Below are 21,249 nucleotides of genomic sequence, written 5' to 3' on the forward strand. Positions count from 1 at the left end.
CTTCTGACAGGTTTGAAAATGATGAGGCCGGAGTTAACCACGAATTGGATCCGCGACCTATGCCTGCGCATAAAAACTCACGGATCCTACGAGCGAAGGGACCTGTTATTCAGCCTTGAGTTTCACATATGACTGATGAAGATCAGATGCCCATCCATCGATCACAGCTTTGACGTCATCGGCCTTCATGACCTGGGACTCGTTCGACAACGGCTTACCCGTGCCCTTGCGCACCACTTGGGCAATGGCCGTGTTGCTGCCGCCATCAAGGAACACCGCCTCGGTGCCCAGCGTGGTTTCCTGGTCGCGAATGCCGCTGGCAGTGCTGACCGCGGCGGCCACCAGGGCGATCGGGATCACTTCATACGGTTTCAATCCCTCGGTCTTGCTGCTGACGGCCGTGATGGCGGCGCGCACCACCAGCACCCCCGGCCCTGGGCTGGTCGCCAACGGCAGGGAGCGGCCCACTTCGCGCTTGAGCGCCTGGTCGTAGTAGCTGGTGATTCCGGCCAACGTGGCCGCCGGGATCTTCACCGTAGGTTGCGGCTTGGGATAAAGCTGTGTCGGTTCGATATAGACGCTGGAGTACTTGGCCAGGTCGATCTTCGGATCGATCCAGCGCATCACCGCAGCCCCCGACGGCGACTTCTCCTCCTTGAGCCGGCTGTAATCACCCAGGAAACCGGAGTATTCATCCGGCTGGGTGATCTTGCTGGAGCACCCCGCCAAGGCGAGCGAGGCGATGCAAACGGTGCCGATCATAGACGCGAACTTCATGCTGTCACTCCTGTAGGCCGCACCTGACGGGGGCGGAACTACAGGTATAGCCAACGATAAGAAAAAGATAAAACGTGGCTCCAAAAAAACCGTCTTGCCAAGGGAATGCGACGAACGGAATGGGAATATCCCATTTTTATCAAGCTACCTGTCAGACCTGACAGTAGCCAAAGCCCAACGCCAGAGGTTAGATGGAGGCACTTGCCAAATGGAGAAAGTATGCACATGGCAGCGGGAGTTTTCGGCATATCAACGTTAACCCATAGTTCAGGAGGGTCGGCATCGTTCATTCATAAACTTGCAGACCAGTTAACTAGCATTAAAAAACATCGGCAACTGGACGCCCCACACCCTTCCGCGCCGGTGTCTTACTAACCAGCGCCAGTGGCGCCTTCTTTACCTATGTTCCAACAGACAAAGGTGTTCATGAATACCTCATTGCATTACTCCAGTCATTCGACGACGCGCGCGTGCCCGCCCCTGCTGTTGAGTATCGGCCTGATACTGCATATGGGGTCGACCAGCGCAGAGCAAATACCGCAGGCTGCGCCCAGACCTGCCGACAGTTTCATACAAACCGTCGAGCGCTGCGACAAGTACATTGAAAGCGCACAATGGATGTATCGAGACTTTGAATGGTCGTTCTCCATCACGCCTACAACCTGCGCAAGAAGAACACCGCCGGAGGGAACCGCCTATCTATGGGACGAGCTCACTCGCGACTATTCCAATAATCGCCTGTGGACCAACACCCACGGACTTCGGCATCAGTTGATCTGCCACGTTGTCACCGCTCGAGATAAGCCGCAATGGAACCTTGAGCCATGGAGACCCGACGTGGGCTACAGCCTGACCGTGGCCGCAGGCTGTAACCACGGCACGCCCTTACCTGAAGTCGCACCCTGACTTTACGGCGGCGCACCCATTTTTAGATGTCCGTTTCGCGTCCATTGGTCCAAAGCACCTGGAGCCAAGACGCTGGAATCACGCGCATGAACCCCCAAGCCAGTCCCTAGCGATGGCTACCTTTTGTCGGGTTTCTAGCTCACCTGTCAGACTTGACAGTAGAGAAAGCTAGCTGCTGGAGGTTTGATGGAACAACTCGCCAAGACGATAAAGCTGATCGCCCTTAACAAGCAGGAACACGCGAAATGACCAGCCGGAACGAAGACAAAGAAATCCTGATAATTGACCCTGTCATCATCCTGGGGATGGTGTCGGTTGTGCACCCAGCGAACCCACACGGCGGTGTCCCGCTGCGTTTACTGTCCAATGGGTTTTTGCCCCTGTTGGTGGAGCCTTGGATCAACCATTTCGCCTATGACGACGCCCGCCTGTTGCTGGGTAATTCCGACATCCCCGTCCTGAACAAGACCATTCTGCCGGGCGAAGAAAATCAAAATTTCACGTTCCCGTTGCCGGATGCCTTGCTGAGCAACGGTATCAACCAGATGCGCCTGAGCGTACTCCGTGTTGGCCAGACAGTTCCCGTAACATCGTCGCCTTTGACCGTACTGTTCCACCGACCACAGCCGGGGGGCGAGGTCTCTACACCCGGCGACAACACGTACCTGTCTCTGGCCCTGCCCGCCGACGTCATCGCCAACGGCGTGGATGCGGCAAGGGCAGCCCAAGGGGTGATCGTGACCCTCAGCTACCCCTACATGAGGGAAAGAGATGTCATCACACTAGATCGTGACAGCCGGGAAATGGAGTACCCCGTTAATGCCAACGAGGCCGCTGCCGGCAGAGTCGAGATCATTCTGAGAGCCGCCGACTTCTGGCAAGACAATCCCAGGTTCGCCTTGCGGTTCAGGGTCACCGATCAACTGGGCAACTCCAGCGGCCCACAAGCGATATGGTCTAGAACCACTAACATCGATGTGCATGTTCGCCAACCGGCACTCGACCTGAAAAAACCCAGGGTAGTGGAGGCCAGGGAACTCAACGGCGAGCGCCTGAACTTCGAAAGAGACTTCTACGAGGCTCAATTCGCCAACGTCGAAGTGAACTACATCGGGTCAGCTCCTGGGCAGACGGTAAAGGTGAGTTGGCTTGGGCGTAACTCGACTTACGGAAGCGAAGTCCAGACCGTATCGTTTGCCGGACAGACCCTGAACTTCCAGGTGCCCCGGAACGAAGTGGTGGATTGCATCGGTACCCGTGCAGAGATCCGCTATACCGTCAGGCTGCCTGGCACGGCGGCGGATATCCCGTCGAAAGACCTGGACATTACGGTCACGCCGCAAAAATACCCGCTACGGGAGCCGACGCTGAACGACAGCAAGACCAATCTCAGGGCTTACCATCCCGCGCTGTTCACACCCCATACCGCACGAGCGGCCCTGCATGGCGTGACTACACGTTACGGCGAGGAAATCCGAATCACAGCCGGTACCAGCCAGACCGACCTGGCCGTGCCCCCGGCCTGGATAGCCGAAAACCGGGGGCGTCCCATCATGGTCAACTGGACGCTCAGGGAAACCGACACCAACACGCCGATTATTTTTTCATGGCTTCTGAGACTGATTGCCTGACCCGGGCTTTCGACTTGACCACCATCTCGATCAATACCTGACGCTGCTGTTCCTCTGCAGGAGAACGTACCGTGCGTAAATCAATGGGTCTGCTGTTAATCGCGTTAATGTTCGGTTGCTCGCAAGTCACCACGGCACCGCCTAGCGTCGCAAACTTCGATTGGGTCCTGGTAATCAATGGGCCGGAGACCGCTGCCTTTCTGACCACGCTTTACGAGCGCAAATATGCCAACTGCAATAGCTCTGACTCCCAACCTTCATTCCTTTGCTCGGGTGTCACTCTGAGGGTGACGGTAAAAGACCCCGATGGAGTTTACAAAGTCTGGGACCCCAGCCCAACCTCCATAGCCAGTGGCGGCGTATCCTTCTCTTATCTACGGGCAGATGTCAATTTTGGAAGGCTGGCATGGGGGCATGGCAACGGCTATATCCTTTATCCTATCTTCGGCGCACCGCCTGACAAGATTGACCTGGACTATCTGTGCGCCTATCCAATGGATGCGTGGGGCTGGCACCGGAGCTTGACCGAGGTATGCGGGCCTCACAAGGATTATCCAGTTCAAAGCCAACTATGCCAGAACGCTGGCGTGACCACCGCGCAGCAGTGGACGGACGTCTGGAGCATCCCCGGAGGGCAGCCGTATCTGCGCCAATGCGGTTTTGATGTCAGCGATGGTCGCAATCAGCTCGCCGGGCCTGCGTTCTACCAGTCGTTGCTGGCCAAGGGCTTGATTGGTGCGACCGGCTTCAATGGGCACAACGAAGTCATACTAAAAACCTGGACGCCAGGGCGGCCTAACACGTTTCCCCTCATGGCGTTCTTTTTTGTGGCGGGGGGCGACAACGCAGGATTGGCTGATGCTCGATACAACCAACGCGACTTCTACAACTCCACCGATCCGAAAATTGTCGTGCCGATCATTCGTGTGACGCCTGCCAGTAGCGCTACCGGAAGCGCCACCTTCGCTTATGTCGCATCCGATCAGGAAGTGACACAGTGAGACACTTGTTACCTCAGCGAAGGGGCAAAGAGCTGCGGCAACTGATGCAAGGATCAATGGGCTGCTGTTGATCGACTTGCTATTCAGTTGCACGCCGCTTGCGACAAAGCCACCTGAAATCCCCCATATCAACGGTGTGGAAATACACGATGGACCTGGCACCGCCGCCTATCTGACCACCCTCTCCCATCGCAATTTCCCCAACTGCAATCGAACCGACTCTCAACCCGCGTTCCTTTGTTCGGGCGTGACCCATCGGCTCACTGTAAAAGACCCCGTCAATGTCTATAAAGTCTGGGACCCCAGCCCCGTCTCGATCGCCAATGGCGGGGGGTGTCCTTTTCCTACTTGCGGGCAGATACCAATTTTGGAGGAGATGCTTTTGGTTGGGGTTATCAGGGTATAGCCAATGCGCAGGGTTTTGCCCGGTTCTAGTGTATTCAGCCTCGCTCGCGCGGTATCAGGCTCTGCAACTGCTGGGCGAGAAAACCCGCATCGAAAACGAACGTATCCGGATCCTTCAACCCGTTGGTCCGACGCCATTGCCACTGTGTCGATGGCGGTTGGCAAACCAGGGAAATGCTGCCGTGGCGGGCGGCGGTCAGGCCCATGATTGACAAGGAAATCAATCCGCCCGCCCCCATCACATCCGGCACAAACTCAACCGGCTTGCCGGTAATGGACAATGTCAGTTTTTGGGTCTTGAATCCGGACGTCTCGGCAGGAACACTCGGCCCATGAGCGACATACGCCTCACGATGCAATTCCAACAGGTTCGGCGCCATGACCGGCGCCAACCACTGCTCGATTTGTCCGTACAACGCCTCGATCTGCTCAGCCCAGACCGCGGACTGGGCCTGGTGCTGTTGCTGCTTGTGCGCTTCGCTGTCGGCGTAGTGGCGGAGCATTTCGCCCAATTGCTGTACATCGTCCATGGCGCTGTTCCTCGATTAAGGGCGTGTTGCGAAGCGCGATGATGACAGGTTCTGGGTTGCCCGGGCGAAAGTCATCGCGATCTGGCCTTAACTGCGACAGACGAATTACTGATGCTGCACCTGCACCATCGAACTCACCTGCACCCGCGCGTGCATCTGCTCCGCCCCGCCGCCGCGACGCATGCCGCGCACCGGGCAGGCGTCGAGGTAGTCCAGCCCGACCGCCAGTTTCAGGTGTCGGTCGGGGCGGGTCAGGCGGTTGGTCACGTCGAAGCTGTACCAGCCGTCGCCCAGCCAGGCTTCGGCCCAGGCATGACTGGCCAGGTGATTTTCATCTTCGGTGCACAGGTAGCCGGACACATAACGCGCCGGTACGCCCAAGCTGCGGGCGCAGGACACGAATGCATGGGTATGGTCCTGGCAGACGCCCGCGCCACCGGCAAATGCTTCGGCGGCGGTGCTGCTGACGGCGGTGGTGCCAGGGCTGTAGGGCATGCGCTCGGCGAGGCCGTTCATCAAGTCGGACAGCGCCGAACGATCGCGCCGTGCTCCGCATTGGGCAATGGCAAAGGCGCTGAGGTTGTCATCAATCTGCGTCAGGTGGCTGGTGCGCAGGAACGGCAGCGGCGATTGGCTATCAGGTTCCATTTCCACCGCCTGGTGGATTTGCACCTCACCGTAAGCGGTCAGCACCAGGGCGCCGTGAGGTTCGTCCATGGTCATCACATGCAAAATGTTGCCGTAAGGGTCGAGCTGACTGCGCACCAGGCGCGGCAATTCCAGGTGCCATTGCAAAATCCGCTGGCGCTGGCTGTCCTTGGGCGTCAGGCGCAAGAACTGGATGCTGGTGCAGACTTCATCGGCGTAGCTGTAAGTCGTGTCGTGGCGTATGGACAGTTTCATACCACCTCCAGATAGGACTCGTGGACGGTCTGGCCCAGATGACGGATCTGGCCGATGAGTTCGGTCAGCCATTGATGCAGGCCCGACGCAAGGATTTCATCGATCCCCGAATAGCGCAGGCGCGCGTTCAGCTCGGCGGCCAGGCGCTGGGCTGGACGGCCGTTGTTGCCCGGCAGGCTGGCGAGGATATGGTCCAGTTCTTCGATGCAGGCGTGCAGCGAGCGCGGAACGTCGGCTCGCAGCAGCAGCATTTCCGAAACCTGCTCGGCATTGGGCGCGTTGCGATAGATCTCGTTGAACGCCTCGAACGAGGACAGCGCCCGCAACAAGGCACTCCATTGATAGTAGCCACGGGCCGAATTGTCGCTGACCTCCTCCGACTCCTCGCCGAACATTTCGTAGCGCGCGTCCAGCAGGCGCAAGGTGTTGTCGGCCCGCTCGATGAAGGTGCCCAGGCGAATGAAGCAATAGGCGTCGTTGCGCATGATCGTGCCCGACGTCGCGCCACGGAATAGGTGCGAACGTTCCTTGACCCATTCGCAGAAATGGCTGATGCCGTAGCGGCCCAGGCCGTTGCTGGCGATGTTGCGCATCTCCAACCAGGTGGCGTTGATGTTCTCCCACATATCGGCGGTGATACGCCCGCGCACGGCATGGGCATTGGTTCGTGCAGCACGCAGGCAGCTATAGATACTGCCGGGGTTGGTTTCGTCCAGCGCAAAAAAGTGCAGCATGCGTTCGGTGTTGAGCGCGTCATAACGGGCGTTGTAATCGTCCAGCGTACCGGCCGACAACAGCGACATCGCCAGCTCGGCGTGCCCATCGCTGCGCCCGGCCTGGGGCATCAGCGACAGCGAATAACTGACTTCGAGCATGCGTGCCAGGTTCTCGGCGCGTTCCAGGTAGCGGGACATCCAATAGAGGTCAGAAGCGGTTCTTGAAAGCATGTCTTAATCCTCCACTACCCAAGTGTCTTTGGTGCCGCCGCCCTGGGACGAATTCACCACCAGCGAGCCCTCGCGAAGGGCCACACGGGTCAGGCCGCCGGGTACCAGGCGGGTCTCCTTGCCCGATAGCACGAACGGACGCAAATCGATGTGGCGCGGGGCGATGCCGCTTTCGACAAAGGTCGGGCACGTCGACAGGCTCAAGGTCGGTTGGGCGATGTAGGCCTCGGGCCTGGCCTTGAGGCGGGCGCGGAAGTCTTCGATTTCCGCTGCGGTGGCGGCAGGCCCCACGAGCATGCCGTAGCCACCGGAGCCCTGGGTTTCCTTGACCACCAGATCGGGCAGGTTGGCCAGCACATGGGACAGATCCTGTGGTTTGCGGCACTGCCAGGTGGGCACATTCTTCAGGATCGGTTCTTCGGTGAGGTAGAAACGGATCATCTCGTCGACATAGGGATAGATCGACTTGTCATCCGCCACGCCAGTGCCGACCGCGTTCGCCAATACCACGTTGCCGGAACGATAGACTGAGATCAGTCCGGGCACACCCAGCATGGAATCGGGATTGAACGACAGCGGATCAAGATAGGCATCGTCGAGGCGACGGTAGATCACATCGACCTGCCGGGGACCGGCGGTGGTGCGCATGTAGACGTGGTCATCGCGCACGAACAGGTCCGCACCTTCCACCAGTTCGACGCCCATCTCCCGAGCCAGGAACGCATGTTCGAAATAGGCACTGTTGAAACGCCCCGGCGTCAGCACCACGGCGGTCGGATTTTCCAACGGACTTGAGCTTTTGAGGGTATCGAGCAGCAAATTCGGATAGTGGTCGATGGGCGCCACGCGCTGGGCGGCGAACAGCTCGGGGAACAGACGCATCATCATCTTGCGATCTTCGAGCATGTAGCTCACGCCACTGGGCGTACGCAGGTTGTCCTCCAGCACGTAATAGCTGCCATCGCCGTCGCGAACCAGGTCGACGCCAGCGATATGGGCGTAGATGCCACGGTGCAGGTCCAGGCCTTGCATCGCGATCTGGTAACCCTCGTTGGCCAGCACCTGCTCGGCCGGAATGATGCCTTCCTTGAGAATGCGTTGCCCGTGGTAGATATCGGCCAGGAACATGTTCAGGGCCTGGACGCGCTGGATGCAGCCGCGCTCGACCATCTGCCATTCGCTGGCCTTGATGCTGCGGGGAATGATGTCGAACGGGATCAGGCGCTCGGTGCCCTGCTCGTCGCCATAGAGCGTGAACGTAATGCCCGCCCGATGGAACAGCAGGTCGGCTTCGCGCCGGCGTTGCTCCAACAGCTCCAGCGGCGTGTCCGCCAGCCAGCGCTTGAAAGCTTGGTAATGCGGGCGGCAGTCACCCTTTGCGTCATACATTTCGTTGAAAAAAGCGTGGGGCATAGCCAACTCCCAGCCGTGTCGTACACGGCATTTCTTATTACGTCGTCATTCCACCAAGTCTGGCCTTGCCTTGTTTTTATGAGCCCTGTTTTTCTGAGCACCTCGATAGGCATGGGTCTCTGGTTAAGGCCGTTGCGTCTGGATGACGTGCGCCCCCCTTGTGTTTACGTCTCGAATACCTCGCTGGTTCGTTCTCTCGGAGCCGAAGCAAAGGCTGTGCCTAAGTGCCATGGATCGAAACAATGCTGGAAAAACCGTCGCAGGACGACGAAAAAGCGAAATTTCCTTTCGATTTCGCGACGCAAGGGCGTTTGAAGGCTGAAACGTTTGTTTCGAATCGCCGCGACGGGTCGACAAACGGGTCGAATCGGTGCAACGAGACGGGACGGCAACCTTAAATGCCCTGAAAAGGGGAAATTTATACCCATTCACTGTAGGCACGTTTCATCTGTGGCGAGGGGATTTATTCCCGTAAGGGTGCGAACCGCCCATACAGCGGGCGCGCTTAGGTGCGTCTGCTCGATGCTATAAGCCGGCACTGTTCGCGACAGCGAACTAAAGAAAAGTGACCTGCGAAAAAAATGCCCGGATTTTGAAGTCCGGGCATTTTTTGTGGGTGCCTTCTGATCAGGATGTCACGATTAAAACGTCACGCTGGCGCTCAACCTGGCGGTACGCGGCTCGCCGACGTTGACCTGCAACTCGCTGCCGGTAGACGACGGGTAGTACTGCTTGTCGAACAGGTTGTCGACGTTCAGCTGCAACGAGGTCTTGTGACCGAACACCGGCGATTCCCAGCGCACGAAGGCGTCGGCAACGGTGTAGCTGCTGAGCCAGAAATCGTTGGCAGCATTGGCGGCCCGCTCACCGACATAGCGAGCACCGGCGCCAGCGTGCCAGGCACCGAATTCGGCTGGGACGTTCAGGTGATGGGACAGATACAGGCTGGCGGTGTGCTTAGGGGCGTCGGGCAAGCGGTGACCTTCATTATTCGGGTCATCGAGGATTTCCGTGTGGGTATAGGCGTAGGTGCCGATCAGGTCCCAGCGATCGGCGAGGCGACCGGTGATGTCGAGTTCCAAGCCCTGGGAGCCGACTTTGCCGGCGGCTTCGGAGACATCCTCAACGGTGGTCACGACGTTCTTCTTGACGATATCGAATAAGGCCAGATTGATGTTCAAGCCCGGCAGCGGATCGTATTTGGCGCCGATTTCGTAGCTGCGGCCTTCTTCCGGTTTAAAGGTGCGGCGATCCCTGTCGACTACATCATTGGGTTTGAACGATTCACTGTAGTTGCCATACAGCGACAATGTTTCGGTGGCTTTGTAAACCAAACCAAGAAAGGGTACGAAGGCGTCGCCGTTGTCATCGCGATTGACATCATAATCACTGCCTAGACCTTGATCACTGTACTGGTCGTAATGCTGATAACGACCACCGAATACAAGAATCCAGCGGTCATCCAGATGCCAGTTGTCTTTCAAGTACACGGAGCTGGAATTCAACTGGTTTCGCAGGTCACTGTCGGTAGTGCTGACCAAACTCGGCTCTGGCAGGTTGCCGTAAACCGGTGAAGTTATGTCGAAGCCAGGCCGCGGATTGCCACGATAGGTCTTGCCCCGGAATTGATCAGAGACCTGGTTATCAACGCCGAACAACAAATCATGACGTTGGCCGAGCAGCTCTTGCTTACCGATGAAATCCCAACTGGCGTAACGGGTCTCATCATCGTAATGAGCGCCATTGGCCCTGCGACGCAGAACATTTCCTGTGAGCGTAGCGGGCTGCGCAATCGAAAGACTGTACCGATCATTGTTCCAGCCATAAGTCACCCGCGTCTTCCACGCATCGCTCAGCTCATATTCGAACCGCGCGGTAGCCGTCTCACGAATCCCCACACTTTTGGCCCATGGCTCATCCATGCGCTTGTCATAGTCGATGTCGGCCGGATGCCCATCGGTGAACATCGTCCCCCGGTCAAACGGGTTGGAATATTCGTTGTACTCGTAACTCAAGTTCAACGAAGCCCGCTCGCCGGTCCAGGCCAACGACGGCGCCACCAGGGTGCTTTCGTTGACGCCATAGTTGCGCCAGTAATCCTCATGGCCGCGCTCGGCGATCAGGCGATAGGCCAAGCCCGTGTCGCCCAGCGGCCCCGTGGTATCGAGGGCCATGGTGCCGCCGCCCTCGCTGTAGGCCGAACCGCTCAATGTGGTGCTCTGGCTATATTCCGGCTTCTTGCTGATGACGTTGATCAACCCGCCGGGTTCCAGCGCGCCGTAGAGCATCGACGCCGGGCCCTTGAGCACTTCGACCCGCTCGGTGGTGGCGCTGAAGTTGTGGCCCAGGTTCGAGCGCACACCGTCGCGCAGGATCGAACCGTCGTCGTTGGTGCCGAAACCACGCTTGACCAGCGAGTCCCTGGAGTTGCCCAAGGTGTTGCCCTGACTGACGCCGCTGACGAATTTCATCGCTTCGTCCAACGAGCGTACCTGATAGTCCACCAGGGTCTGCTGGGTCACCACGTTGATCGATTGCGCCTCTTCCTTGATCGGTACGTCGCTCTTGCTCGCCGTGCTGGCTTGCGACGCCGTATAGCCTTCGTCCTGAATGATCCGGCTGCCTTGCACGTCCGTGGTGGGCAGTTCGAGGGTGTCCTGCGCCCTCAAGGGGCTCGCCATGAAACAGCAGGACAGCGCGGGCAAGACACATTTGACGAGGGCATTGCGATAAGCGAGAGGGGTGGAACGATTCAAGACGCTGCACTCTGGAGGGGATGTGAATGAGAGCGAATATACTTTGAGAATCATTCCCAGTAAATCTTTCTAACATCTACGCGCTTGACTCAACGCACACAAAAAGACGCCGGATGGTGAGTCCGGCGCCCTTGTCTCCCCTTGTGTCGCTGATTACCGGTCAGTGGTCGACCGCGGCACCGGCGCCCCTCGGTACACGAATGTCTTCGACCAAATGCTGGATGTGCTCCGGCGGTGGCGCGGTAAAGCGTGAGACCACCACGGCAGCGAGGAAGTTGAAGAGCATCCCCAGCGTGCCTATGCCCTCAGGGGATACACCCAGCCACCAATGCTCAGCCGTGTTCATCGTCGGGTTGATGAACTTGAAGTAGACGATATAGGTGAAGGTGAACGTCAGCCCGACGATCATCCCGGCAATCGCCCCTTCACGATTCATGCGCTTGGAGAAAATCCCCATGACGATGACCGGGAAGAAGGAAGACGCCGCCAACCCGAAGGCGAACGCAACCACCTGGGCAACGAATGCCGGTGGATAGATGCCGAACAACCCGGCGATCAACACCGCCACGCCGGCGGCAATACGTGCCGCGAGCAACTCCTGCTTTTCGTTGATCCTGGGCATGATGTTGCTTTTGAGCAGGTCGTGGGAAATCGAGGTGGATATCACCAGCAGCAGTCCCGCTGCGGTCGAAAGCGCCGCCGCCAAGCCACCGGCTGCGATCAATGCAATCACCCACCCCGGCAGGCCGGCGATTTCAGGGTTGGCCAAGACCATGATGTCGTTGTCGACATACAGTTCGTTGGCCACCGGCGAGACTTGGTTCTTGAGCAACCGCTGCTCATGTGCGCCGCGCTCGCCGGTAAAACTCGGCGCGCCAACCAAAGCCGCCCCCGGGCCGTATTGGATGATGCCGTCGTTGTTCTTGTCCGCCCACGCAATCAGTCCGGAATTTTCCCAGGCTTTGAACCAGGTCGGTGCGGTGGCGTAACTGATATTCGGGATGGAGGTCAGCAGGTTGGTGCGGGCGAAGGCCGCCACGGCCGGTGCAGTGGTATAGAGAATGGCAATGAACAGCAATGCGTAGCCCGCCGACTTGCGCGCATCCCGGACGGTAGGCGTGGTAAAGAAGCGCACGATGACGTGGGGCAGGCCCGCCGTACCAACCATCAGCGCCATGGTGATGAAAAACACATCGGTGGTCGATTTGGTGCCGTCGGTATAGGCGGTGAAGCCCAGCTCGGCGCCCAGACCGTTAAGCCGCTCGATCACGCTCTGCCCCGAGCCGGTCACTTCGCTGATAAAGCCCAACTGCGGTATTGGATTACCGGTGATCATCATCGAGATATAGATGGCCGGCACCATGTAGGCAAAGATCATTACGCAATACTGTGCCACCTGGGTGTAAGTGATGCCCTTCATGCCGCCCAACACCGAGTAGAAGAACACAATGGCCATGCCGATCATGACACCGGTGTTGATATCCACTTCCAAGTAACGGGAAAAGACGATGCCCACACCGCGCATCTGGCCGGCCACGTAAGTAAAGGAAATGAAGATCACGCAGATCACCGCCACCACCCGCGCCGTCTGCGAGTAATAACGTGCCCCGACGAACTCGGGCACGGTGAACTTGCCGAATTTGCGCAGGTACGGCGCCAGGCACATCGCTAGCAGCACGTAGCCGCCGGTCCATCCCATCAGGTAGACCGAACCGTCATAGCCGGCAAAGGCGATGATCCCGGCCATGGAAATGAACGAGGCCGCCGACATCCAGTCGGCGCCGGTGGCCATGCCGTTGAGGACGGGATGCACGCCTTTACTGGCAATGTAGTACTCGCTGGTGGAACCGGCCCGCGTCCAGATGGCAATCGCAATGTAAAGGGCAAACGAGGCGCCGACGAACAGGTAGATCAGAGTTTGGGTTTCCATGCTCGTCGGCCTCAGTCTTCGTGAACGTCATATTTGCGATCGAGCTGATTCATCTTCCAGACATAGAAGAAAATCTCGAGCACAAAGACATAGATGGAACCCTGCTGGGCAAACCAGAACCCCAAGGGCGTGCCGAAGAAACTGATGGTGTTGAGGGAATCAACCAGCAAGATGCCAAAGCCGAACGACACCAAGAACCAGATGGCCAGCAGCACCAGCATCCAGCGTAGGTTTTCCGTCCAATAGGCACGCGCAGCCTGTTGCTTTTGAGTGGACATGGAGGTGTTCTCCCGTTTGTTTTTATTGTTTTCCCACACAAACCGTAGCAGTCGCTGGGCAAGGCGCTAGTACGACTTTCGTCTAATCCAATCCGCCGAGTATTGACATCCCTGCCCCACTGCTGCGACAGGGCCAAAACGCACCGGAATCCGAGAGTGATATCAAATCGCCCGAATACGCTAAAGCTTTGGCGCTATCGGTCGAATGTATGCCATCGAATCTTTTTTCCCTGGAGCAGTGATGCAGACGTTAAAGGCCTTGTATGAGTCTATCGAGATGCAGTTTTTCGATACCCTCACCAAAAAGCTCTCAAGCCTTTTCCTGCTGGTCCTGGTCAGTGGCCTGCTGTATTGGGTGGCCCTCAGTGCCCGCGCCGACATTGTGCTGCAGTTGCGCACCGCTCAACTGGACGGCGCTTTGCTGGGACAAATCGAAGAGCGGCTCGACAGCCTCACTCATGCCTTGCTCTTCGGCGCGTTCCTGACGCTCGGCATGATCAGCTTCATGGTCTGGTATTTTCGCCACCTCATCGTGCGCCCCGTCACGGCCATGACCAAGGCCCTGGAAGAGATCGCCAATGGCGAAGGTGACTTGTCCAAGGACCTGCCGCTGGTGACCCACGATGAGATCCGCACCCTGGCCGCGACTTGCAACCGTTTCCTGGCCAAGCAGCGCGAGATCATCAGTAACGTCCAGGCATTGACGGTGCACATCGCCGTCGAGTCGGCCCGCTCGCTGAAAAACATCAGCGACTCCAGCGACAGCGCTACTCACCAGGCACGCTTCGCCAAGGAAGTTATGGACCAGAGCAACACCGCCGTAGGCCGTATCGAAGAGGTTTCGCGCCAGACCCAGGGTATTTCGGGGACCACCGCGCAGAACCTGAGCATGGCCCGTGATTCCTACGCCGAGCTGCTGGAAGTGACCGGCAACATCAGCGAGATCTCCACCAGCCTCGGCGAGTTCGCCACGCTGGTGGATGCCTTGAACCAGCGCTCCTCGAGCATCAAGTCGATTGTCGGGCTGATCCAGCAAATTTCCGCCCAGACCAACCTGTTGGCCCTCAACGCCGCCATTGAAGCGGCGCGCGCCGGGGAAAGTGGCCGTGGTTTCGCCGTCGTGGCCGATGAAGTGCGCACCTTGGCGCAGAACGTCAGCCGCGCCACCGACGATATTTCGCGCGACATCGACGCGATGCTCCAGGAAGTCAGCTCCACCCACCAGCAGACGACCCAGATCAGCCACAGCGCCCGGGAAACCCAGAAAGTCGTGGAGCGCGCCTCCGGTCATTTCGAAAGCATGATCATCGACTTCGAATCCACCAACGGCAAACTCGCCGACATCGCCGACCACATCCAGCAGTTTGCCGACACCAACACCGGCATCAACGAACGGGTCACCCAGATCCACGCCGATAGCCAGTCCATCGACCAGCGCATGCAGCAATCGGCGACGGCTACTCGCGACCTGTCCGGCGTTGCTGAAAAGGTCCAGACGCTGTTGGGTCGCTTTGTGCTCGGCCACGGCAAGCTGGACGCCGCCATCACCCGCGCCAGCCAATGCCGCGACACGCTCCAGGTGCGTCTGGGGGCGCTGCAAGACGAGGGCCTCAACCTGTTCGACCAGAGCTACAAACTGATTCCGGGTACAGATCCCAAGCAATACATGACCAGCTACACCGAGCGCTTTGCCCGGGTCTGCCAAGAAGAATGCGACAAGCTCACCCGCAGCACGCCAGGTGGCAAGGTTTCGTTCATTGTCGATACGAAGGGCTACTGCCCGGTCAACAACAGCTGGGTTTCCAAGCCACCGACCGGCGACCGTGCGGTGGACTTGCCGGTTTGCCGCAACAAGCGGATCTTCAACGACCCGATCGGCCTGCGCGCGGCGGGCAACGTCCAGCGCTTCCTGCTGCAGACCTACCTGCGCGATACCGGGGAAATCATGACCGAGATCGACGTACCGTTCTTCTTCGGCGGCCGCCACTGGGGTAACTTGCGGGTAGGTTTCGATGCGGCGGTGTTGTTGGCGGACTGATTCATAAAGCAATCAAGCCAGACAACGACCCGTGGCGAGGGAGCTTGCTCCCGCTCGGCTGCGCAGCAGTCGCAAGACCGGTTGATGCGGTCGCCCTGAAGAACCGCTGGGGCCTGCTTCGCACGCCAGCGGGAGCAAGCTCCCTCGCCACAAGAAATTTGTGGTGCATGCAAATCCTGAAACCAGCCCAAAAACAACTGTGGGAGCGAATTCGCTCCCACAGTCATCACCTCAACTCAACAACACTTGGGCCCACCCTTGCCACCGTAACGGGCCTCCTGGCGTTCTCGGAAGAACGCCTCGTAGTCCATCAGCGGTTTGTCCGGGTGCTTGGTTTGCATGTGCTCGACGTAGTTGTCGTAGTCGGGCATGCCGACCATCAGGCGCGCGGCCTGACCGAGGTATTTACCGAGGCGACTCAAGTCATTGAACATCGTTGCAATCCTCGATCAAGCGTCCGGCAGGGCCTGGAATGGCGCTTCTTTGTCCGTGCGTTCTTTCGTGCCCCAGGCGGCGATGCCGACCTTGAGCGCGTAGAACAGGATGCTGAAGACCACAAGCAGGAACAACACCGTCAGCGTTGCGTTGGTGTAGGCGTTGAACACCACGTGCTGCATCTGCTCGATGCTCTTGGCCGGGGCCAGGATCTGGCCGGCGGCCAGGGCATCGTTGTATTTGCGCGCCAGGGCCAGGAAGCCGATCGCCGGGTTGGCGTCGAACAGCTTGATCAGGCCCGCGGTGGTGGTGCAGATCAGCAGCCAGGCCGCCGGCAGCAGCGTGACCCAGACGTAGCGCTGGCGCTTCATCTTGATCAGCACCACGGTGGCGAGCATCAGGGCGATACCGGCCAGCATCTGGTTGGAGATGCCGAACAGCGGCCACAAGGTGTTGATGCCGCCCAGCGGATCGATCACGCCCTGGTACAGCAAGTAACCCCACAGCGCGACGCAGCCGGCGGTGGCGATCAGGTTGGCGGTCCAGGATTCGGTGCGCTTGAGGGCCGGCACGAACGAGCCCAGCAGATCCTGCAGCATGAACCGCCCGGCACGGGTGCCGGCGTCTACTGCCGTGAGGATGAACAGCGCTTCGAACAGGATCGCGAAGTGGTACCAGAACGCCATGGTGTTCTCACCCGGCAGTACCGAGTGGAGGATCTGCGCGATACCCACCGCCAGGGTCGGCGCACCGCCGGCGCGGGCCAGGATGGTGGTCTCGCCGATGTCCTTGGCCACCGCTTGCAGCGCCTCGGGGGTGATTGCAAAGCCCCAGCCGCTGATGGTTTGCGCCACGGCCACCACGTCACCGCCGACGATCGCCGCCGGGCTGTTCATGGCGAAGTACACGCCCGGCTCGATCACCGAAGCGGCGACCATCGCCATGATCGCCACGAACGACTCCATCAACATGCCGCCGTAACCGATGTAGCGGGCGTTGACTTCGTTATCCAGCATCTTCGGCGTGGTGCCGGAAGAGATCAGCGCATGGAAACCCGAGACCGCGCCGCAGGCAATGGTGATGAACAGGAACGGGAACAACCCGCCCTTCCACACCGGTCCCGTGCCGTCGGTGAACTGGGTCAGCGCCGGCATTTTCAGCTCGGGCATGGTGACCAGGATGCCGATCGCCAGGGCGATGATGGTACCGATCTTGAGGAACGTGGACAGGTAGTCCCGCGGCGCCAGGATCAGCCAGATCGGCAACACCGCAGCGACGAAGCCATAGCCGATCAGCATCCAGGTGATTTGCACGCCGGTGAAGGTGAAGGCCTTGGCCCAGACCGGGTCCGCGGCAACCTGGCCACCGAGCCAGATCGAGCCCAGCAGCAACAGCACGCCGATGAGGGAGATTTCACCGATGCGGCCCGGGCGGATGTAGCGCATATAGATGCCCATGAACATCGCGATCGGGATGGTCGCCATCACCGTGAAAATGCCCCACGGGCTCTCGGCCAGGGCCTTGACCACGATCAGCGCCAGCACCGCGAGGATGATGATCATGATCAGGAAGCAGCCGAACAGCGCGATGGTGCCGGGGATGCGGCCCATTTCCTCGCGCACCATGTCGCCCAGGGAGCGACCGTTGCGGCGGGTGGACAGGAACAGGACCATGAAGTCCTGCACCGCACCGGCCAGCACCACGCCGGCGATCAGCCAGAGCGTGCCGGGCAGATAGCCCATCTGCGCCGCCAGCACCGGCCCGACCAGCGGACCCGCGCCGGCAATGGCCGCGAAGTGGTGGCCGAAAAGAATGTGTTTGTTGGTCGGGACAAAGTCCAGGCCATCGTTGTTGAGCACGGCGGGCGTGGCCCGGCGCGCATCGAGTTGCATTACGTTGTTGGCGATGAAGAGGCTGTAGTAGCGGTAGGCGACCAGGTAAATGGCCACGGCTGCGACGACGATCCAGAGGGCGTTGATCGGCTCTCCGCGGCGCAAGGCCACGACACTCAGCGCACAAGCTCCCAGAACAGCCACGGCAAACCAGGCGAGGTGTTTAACCAGACGGGTTGTCATTGCGTGTCTCCTGCCGATATCCAGTGGATTGCGGCGATTGTTTTTATAGTGTGCCCCGGCTATTCGGAGCCGACCCAATATCCCTGCAAGCCGTCAATAAATAAATCCGCAGTACTACGTACGGCTTACCTACGTAGTACTACGTAGACACCCGTTCCCACAGGTCTTATGCCAGCCACCCAGGTTTGGCATATGATGCCCGCCATCCACCTCCCCCCGCCGAATCCGGACAGGAGTACAGATGCTGCTCAAACACAAGATCGTCGCCCTCGGGATTTTGCCGCTGGTCCTGGCGATTACCGTTATTGGTGCCTTGGTCATCTCGCTCAACCGCCAGCTGGGCGATCAACAGGCGCAACTGATCGAAGACAGTATCCTGGCGAGCAAACGCGCCGAGCTGAAGAACTACGTGGAAATGGCCCAGAGCTTGATCGCCCCGCTTTACGACGACGGCAAGGGCGACGCACGGGCGCAGCAACAGGTATTGGAAGAACTGCGCAAGCTCAGCTTTGGCATCAACGGTTATTTTTTCGTCTACGACCGGCAGGGTCGCAGCCTGATGCACGCCCGCCAATCGGAGCTGGTGGGGCAATACCTCTGGGACATGAAAGATCCGCAAGGCCTGCCCGTGATCCAGGCGTTGCTCAAGAGTGCCGAATCAGGCGAGGGCTTCCAGCGTTATGCCTGGAACAAGCCCTCCTCCGGACAAGTGACCGACAAGCTCGCCTACGTCGTGATGCTGGATCGCTGGGGCTGGATGCTCGGCACCGGGATCTATCTGGAGGACGTCGAACGCGCCACCCAGCAGGCACGCGACGAAGTAGCCCAAGGCATCCACACCACCATGCAGGCCATCGCCGCCATTGCGCTGGTGGCGGTGCTGCTGGTATTTGCCGGCGGCATCACCCTCAATGTCAGCGAACATCGCCTGGCCGACAAGAAGCTCCAGCGTCTGAACCAGCGCATCGTCAGCTTGCAGGAAGAAGAACGCTCACGGGTGTCTCGCGAGCTTCACGACGGCATCAGCCAACTATTGGTGTCGATCAAATTCCAATTCGAACTGGCCAGCCATGTGCTCGAAAATGGCCAGGAAAACGGCCTGGGCATCCTGAAAAACGCCACGGATCGCCTGGGTGAAGCCATCGGTGAAATCCGCAGCATCTCCCACGACTTGCGCTCTTCATTGCTCGACACCCTGGGCCTGCCGGCCGCCATCGGCCAGCTCGCGGCAGAATTCGAGCAGCGCAGTGGCCTGGAGGTTGCCTACCGGAGCAACGAATTCGATTGTCGCCTGGAAAACGGCGCCCCCGTCTCGCTGTTCCGCATTGCCCAGGAAGCGCTGACCAACATCGAGCGACACGCCGGGGCGAAACGTGTCGCCATCACCCTGTTCGGCTCGAGCCAGTCCTTGCGACTGACCGTGGTCGACGATGGGATGGGCTTCAACGTCCCGCAGGTCGAACGTGGCCATACGGGGATCGGCCTGCGTAATATCCGCGAACGGGTCGAGCATTTCGGCGGACGGCTGGAACTGACATCGGTACCGGGACGAAGCGAACTGGATATCCTGTTGCCCATGACCATGCCCGCCACGGAAAGCTGATGCGCATTCATTTCAACAAGAGCACCTGCCCATGAACCTGCCTGCGGCTATACGCGTCGCGTTGGTCGACGACCATTCCCTGGTCCGCGACGGTATCCGAGCCCTGCTGTCGGTCATGCCCCGGCTGGACGTGGTCGGCGAAGCGGAGAATGGCGTGCAAGCGATCGAAATGGTGGAGCGCTGCCAGCCGGACCTGCTGCTGATGGACATCGGCCTCAAGGACATGAACGGCCTGGAGCTTACCCGGCTGCTGGGCAAGCAGTACCCCAGCCTCAAGATCCTGATCTTGAGCATGTACGACAATCATGAATACATCAGCGAATCGGTGCGCGCCGGTGCCAGCGGCTATGTCCTGAAGAATTCACCGTCCAAGGAAATCGTCGCCGCCATCGAAGCCATCATCAGCGGCGGCACTTTCTACAGCGCCGAGATTGCCCAGCGCCTCGCCACCGACCCGAACACCGACAGCGAGCTGACGCCGCGCGAAAGCCAGGTCCTGGCGAAAATGGTCCAGGGGCTGAACAACAAGGAAATGGCCCGGGAACTGGACATCAGCGTGCGCACCGTCGAAACCCATCGCCTGAGCATCCGCCGCAAGCTCAACATCGATAAACCCGCCGCCTTGGTGAAATACGCGATCGACCATGGGCTTATTTCGCGCTGATACGTTTGTGGCGAGAGGCCTGGCTCACTCGCCACAGCTTTCGCTCAACCAACAACCTTTACTACACTCCCCGTCTTGTCCCTTTCCCTCGCGAGACGTCCAAGCAAATGAAAACCATAACAAGCACGATGACGTTCTGTGGCCTGCTCGCGTTCAGCGCCAGCGCCTTGGCCGAGCCAACCCCTTCGCACCTGGACCAGGTGCTGCAACAAGGTGAACTGCGGGTGTGCACCACGGGCGACTACAAGCCCTACACCTACAAGGCCGAATCGGGTGAATACGAAGGCATCGACATTGACATGGCGCGTTCGCTGGCTACCAGCCTGGGCGTCAAGGTGCAATGGGTGCAGACCAGTTGGAAGACGCTGATGCCGGACATGCTGGCGGGCAAATGCGATGTCGGGATGGGCGGGATTTCGGTGACGCTGGAACGCCAGAAGAAAGCCTTTTTCAGCAGCACCCTGGACGTCGACGGCAAGATTCCCCTGGTGCGTTGCGAAGACCAGTCGCGCTACCAGACCATCGAACAGATGAACCAGCCTTCGGTGCGTCTGGTCGAGCCGGCCGGAGGCACCAACGAAGCGTTCGTGCGGGCGTTCCTGCCCAAGGGCCAACTCGCTTTCCACGACAACGTGACGATCTTCCAGGAGCTGCTGGAGAAACGCGCCGACGTGATGATCACCGACGCCTCGGAAGCGCTTTACCAACAGAAACTCAAGCCGGGTCTGTGCGCCGTGAACCCGAGCCGTTACTTGCAATATGGCGAGAAGGCCTACCTGCTGCCCCGTGACGACACCACCTGGAAAATGTACGTCGACCAGTGGCTGCATTTGAGCAAGGCCAATGGCAGCTATCAAAAGGTAATTGGCCAGTGGTTGGCGGTGCCTGCAGGCCAGTGAGGAACCGGTGGCCATACGCGCGTGCCCACCCAGGGTTTGTGTACGGCGACACGGTCTG

At 59.2% G+C, this 21,249-nt stretch carries 17 protein-coding genes; 7 read left to right on the forward strand and 10 right to left on the reverse strand.

All coding sequences use genetic code 11. The annotated features are described in order from the left end of the window. Positions 1-105 precede the first annotated feature (105 nt). Entirely contained in the window at positions 106-777 is a 672-nt protein-coding gene (locus HU742_RS14530; protein WP_186639078.1) for a DUF3313 domain-containing protein, read from the reverse strand. A 426-nt stretch (positions 778-1,203) separates the two neighbouring features. Here HU742_RS14530 and HU742_RS14535 point away from each other — a divergent pair, with 426 nt between their 5' ends. The 3 genes from HU742_RS14535 to HU742_RS14545 all read left to right on the forward strand — a co-directional run bounded on the left by HU742_RS14535 (position 1,204) and on the right by HU742_RS14545 (position 4,315). Then, positions 1,204-1,683 (forward strand): DUF2599 domain-containing protein, encoded by a 480-nt coding sequence (locus HU742_RS14535; protein WP_186642921.1) that lies wholly within the window; start codon positions 1,204-1,206, stop codon positions 1,681-1,683. Between the two features lie 245 nt (positions 1,684-1,928). Next, positions 1,929-3,314 carry a hypothetical protein gene (locus tag HU742_RS14540; protein WP_186642922.1) on the forward strand — a complete coding sequence of 462 codons (1,386 nt, stop codon included), beginning with the start codon at positions 1,929-1,931 and terminating at the stop codon, positions 3,312-3,314. 71 nt (positions 3,315-3,385) lie between these two features. Further along, complete coding sequence (locus HU742_RS14545; RefSeq protein ID WP_186642923.1) at positions 3,386-4,315, forward strand: halovibrin HvnC; 930 nt, start codon at positions 3,386-3,388, stop codon at positions 4,313-4,315. Positions 4,316-4,755: 440 nt separating this feature from the next. On the opposite strand, the gene HU742_RS14550 is transcribed toward HU742_RS14545, so the two are convergent. The 7 genes from HU742_RS14550 to HU742_RS14580 all read right to left on the reverse strand — a co-directional run bounded on the left by HU742_RS14550 (position 4,756) and on the right by HU742_RS14580 (position 13,477). Further along, on the reverse strand, positions 4,756-5,250 hold the full coding sequence (locus tag HU742_RS14550; protein WP_186642924.1) for a hypothetical protein: 495 nt from the start codon (positions 5,248-5,250) through the stop codon (positions 4,756-4,758). A 105-nt stretch (positions 5,251-5,355) separates the two neighbouring features. After that, positions 5,356-6,153, reverse strand: coding sequence for a transglutaminase family protein (locus HU742_RS14555; protein WP_186639070.1), 798 nt, complete (start codon positions 6,151-6,153; stop codon positions 5,356-5,358). Continuing rightward, on the reverse strand, positions 6,150-7,100 hold the full coding sequence (locus tag HU742_RS14560; RefSeq protein ID WP_186639069.1) for an alpha-E domain-containing protein: 951 nt from the start codon (positions 7,098-7,100) through the stop codon (positions 6,150-6,152). Before HU742_RS14560 ends, HU742_RS14555 begins: the two co-directional genes overlap by 4 nt. Positions 7,101-7,103: 3 nt before the next feature. Further along, on the reverse strand, positions 7,104-8,513 hold the full coding sequence (locus tag HU742_RS14565; protein ID WP_186642925.1) for a circularly permuted type 2 ATP-grasp protein: 1,410 nt from the start codon (positions 8,511-8,513) through the stop codon (positions 7,104-7,106). Between the two features lie 641 nt (positions 8,514-9,154). Then, entirely contained in the window at positions 9,155-11,194 is a 2,040-nt protein-coding gene (locus HU742_RS14570; protein WP_437179900.1) for a TonB-dependent siderophore receptor, read from the reverse strand. A 235-nt stretch (positions 11,195-11,429) separates the two neighbouring features. Next, complete coding sequence (locus tag HU742_RS14575; RefSeq protein WP_186639064.1) at positions 11,430-13,199, reverse strand: sodium:solute symporter family protein; 1,770 nt, start codon at positions 13,197-13,199, stop codon at positions 11,430-11,432. Positions 13,200-13,210: 11 nt separating this feature from the next. Further along, positions 13,211-13,477 (reverse strand): DUF4212 domain-containing protein, encoded by a 267-nt coding sequence (locus HU742_RS14580; RefSeq protein ID WP_186639063.1) that lies wholly within the window; start codon positions 13,475-13,477, stop codon positions 13,211-13,213. Positions 13,478-13,718: 241 nt separating this feature from the next. Between HU742_RS14580 and HU742_RS14585 the strand changes: the two genes are divergently transcribed. Further along, entirely contained in the window at positions 13,719-15,515 is a 1,797-nt protein-coding gene (locus HU742_RS14585) for a methyl-accepting chemotaxis protein (RefSeq protein ID WP_186642927.1), read from the forward strand. 236 nt (positions 15,516-15,751) lie between these two features. Here the strand turns inward: HU742_RS14585 and HU742_RS14590 are convergent, their stop codons facing one another. Both HU742_RS14590 and HU742_RS14595 read right to left on the reverse strand, forming a co-directional pair. Beyond that, positions 15,752-15,949, reverse strand: a complete 198-nt coding sequence (locus HU742_RS14590) for a YbdD/YjiX family protein (RefSeq protein ID WP_003201656.1) — start codon at positions 15,947-15,949, stop codon at positions 15,752-15,754. 15 nt (positions 15,950-15,964) lie between these two features. Then, on the reverse strand, positions 15,965-18,025 hold the full coding sequence (locus HU742_RS14595) for a carbon starvation CstA family protein (RefSeq protein WP_217828368.1): 2,061 nt from the start codon (positions 18,023-18,025) through the stop codon (positions 15,965-15,967). Positions 18,026-18,266: 241 nt separating this feature from the next. Between HU742_RS14595 and HU742_RS14600 the strand changes: the two genes are divergently transcribed. The 3 genes from HU742_RS14600 (at position 18,267) to HU742_RS14610 (ending at position 21,191) form a co-directional block, all read left to right on the forward strand. After that, positions 18,267-19,628 (forward strand): cache domain-containing protein, encoded by a 1,362-nt coding sequence (locus HU742_RS14600; protein WP_186640217.1) that lies wholly within the window; start codon positions 18,267-18,269, stop codon positions 19,626-19,628. A gap of 31 nt (positions 19,629-19,659) precedes the next feature. Further along, entirely contained in the window at positions 19,660-20,292 is a 633-nt protein-coding gene (locus HU742_RS14605) for a response regulator (RefSeq protein WP_186613793.1), read from the forward strand. 107 nt (positions 20,293-20,399) lie between these two features. Beyond that, positions 20,400-21,191: a transporter substrate-binding domain-containing protein gene (locus tag HU742_RS14610; protein WP_186644552.1), complete on the forward strand. Its 792-nt coding sequence runs from the start codon at positions 20,400-20,402 to the stop codon at positions 21,189-21,191. The last annotated feature ends 58 nt before the right edge of the window (positions 21,192-21,249 follow it).

This window comes from Pseudomonas marvdashtae, assembly GCF_014268655.2.
GTDB lineage: Bacteria > Pseudomonadota > Gammaproteobacteria > Pseudomonadales > Pseudomonadaceae > Aquipseudomonas > Aquipseudomonas marvdashtae.

Bases quoted from the DNA above. Each gene is read 5' to 3' on its own strand.
- HU742_RS14530 (WP_186639078.1), bottom strand. From the start codon at position 777: ATGAAGTTCGCGTCTATGATCGGCACCGTTTGCATCGCCTCGCTCGCC.
- HU742_RS14535 (WP_186642921.1), top strand. From the start codon at position 1,204: ATGAATACCTCATTGCATTACTCCAGTCATTCGACGACGCGCGCGTGC.
- HU742_RS14540 (WP_186642922.1), top strand. From the start codon at position 1,929: ATGACCAGCCGGAACGAAGACAAAGAAATCCTGATAATTGACCCTGTC.
- HU742_RS14550 (WP_186642924.1), bottom strand. From the start codon at position 5,250: ATGGACGATGTACAGCAATTGGGCGAAATGCTCCGCCACTACGCCGAC.
- HU742_RS14555 (WP_186639070.1), bottom strand. From the start codon at position 6,153: ATGAAACTGTCCATACGCCACGACACGACTTACAGCTACGCCGATGAA.
- HU742_RS14560 (WP_186639069.1), bottom strand. From the start codon at position 7,100: ATGCTTTCAAGAACCGCTTCTGACCTCTATTGGATGTCCCGCTACCTG.
- HU742_RS14565 (WP_186642925.1), bottom strand. From the start codon at position 8,513: ATGCCCCACGCTTTTTTCAACGAAATGTATGACGCAAAGGGTGACTGC.
- HU742_RS14570 (WP_437179900.1), bottom strand. From the start codon at position 11,194: ATGGCGAGCCCCTTGAGGGCGCAGGACACCCTCGAACTGCCCACCACG.
- HU742_RS14575 (WP_186639064.1), bottom strand. From the start codon at position 13,199: ATGGAAACCCAAACTCTGATCTACCTGTTCGTCGGCGCCTCGTTTGCC.
- HU742_RS14580 (WP_186639063.1), bottom strand. From the start codon at position 13,477: ATGTCCACTCAAAAGCAACAGGCTGCGCGTGCCTATTGGACGGAAAAC.
- HU742_RS14585 (WP_186642927.1), top strand. From the start codon at position 13,719: ATGCAGACGTTAAAGGCCTTGTATGAGTCTATCGAGATGCAGTTTTTC.
- HU742_RS14590 (WP_003201656.1), bottom strand. From the start codon at position 15,949: ATGTTCAATGACTTGAGTCGCCTCGGTAAATACCTCGGTCAGGCCGCG.
- HU742_RS14595 (WP_217828368.1), bottom strand. From the start codon at position 18,025: ATGACAACCCGTCTGGTTAAACACCTCGCCTGGTTTGCCGTGGCTGTT.
- HU742_RS14600 (WP_186640217.1), top strand. From the start codon at position 18,267: ATGCTGCTCAAACACAAGATCGTCGCCCTCGGGATTTTGCCGCTGGTC.
- HU742_RS14605 (WP_186613793.1), top strand. From the start codon at position 19,660: ATGAACCTGCCTGCGGCTATACGCGTCGCGTTGGTCGACGACCATTCC.
- HU742_RS14610 (WP_186644552.1), top strand. From the start codon at position 20,400: ATGAAAACCATAACAAGCACGATGACGTTCTGTGGCCTGCTCGCGTTC.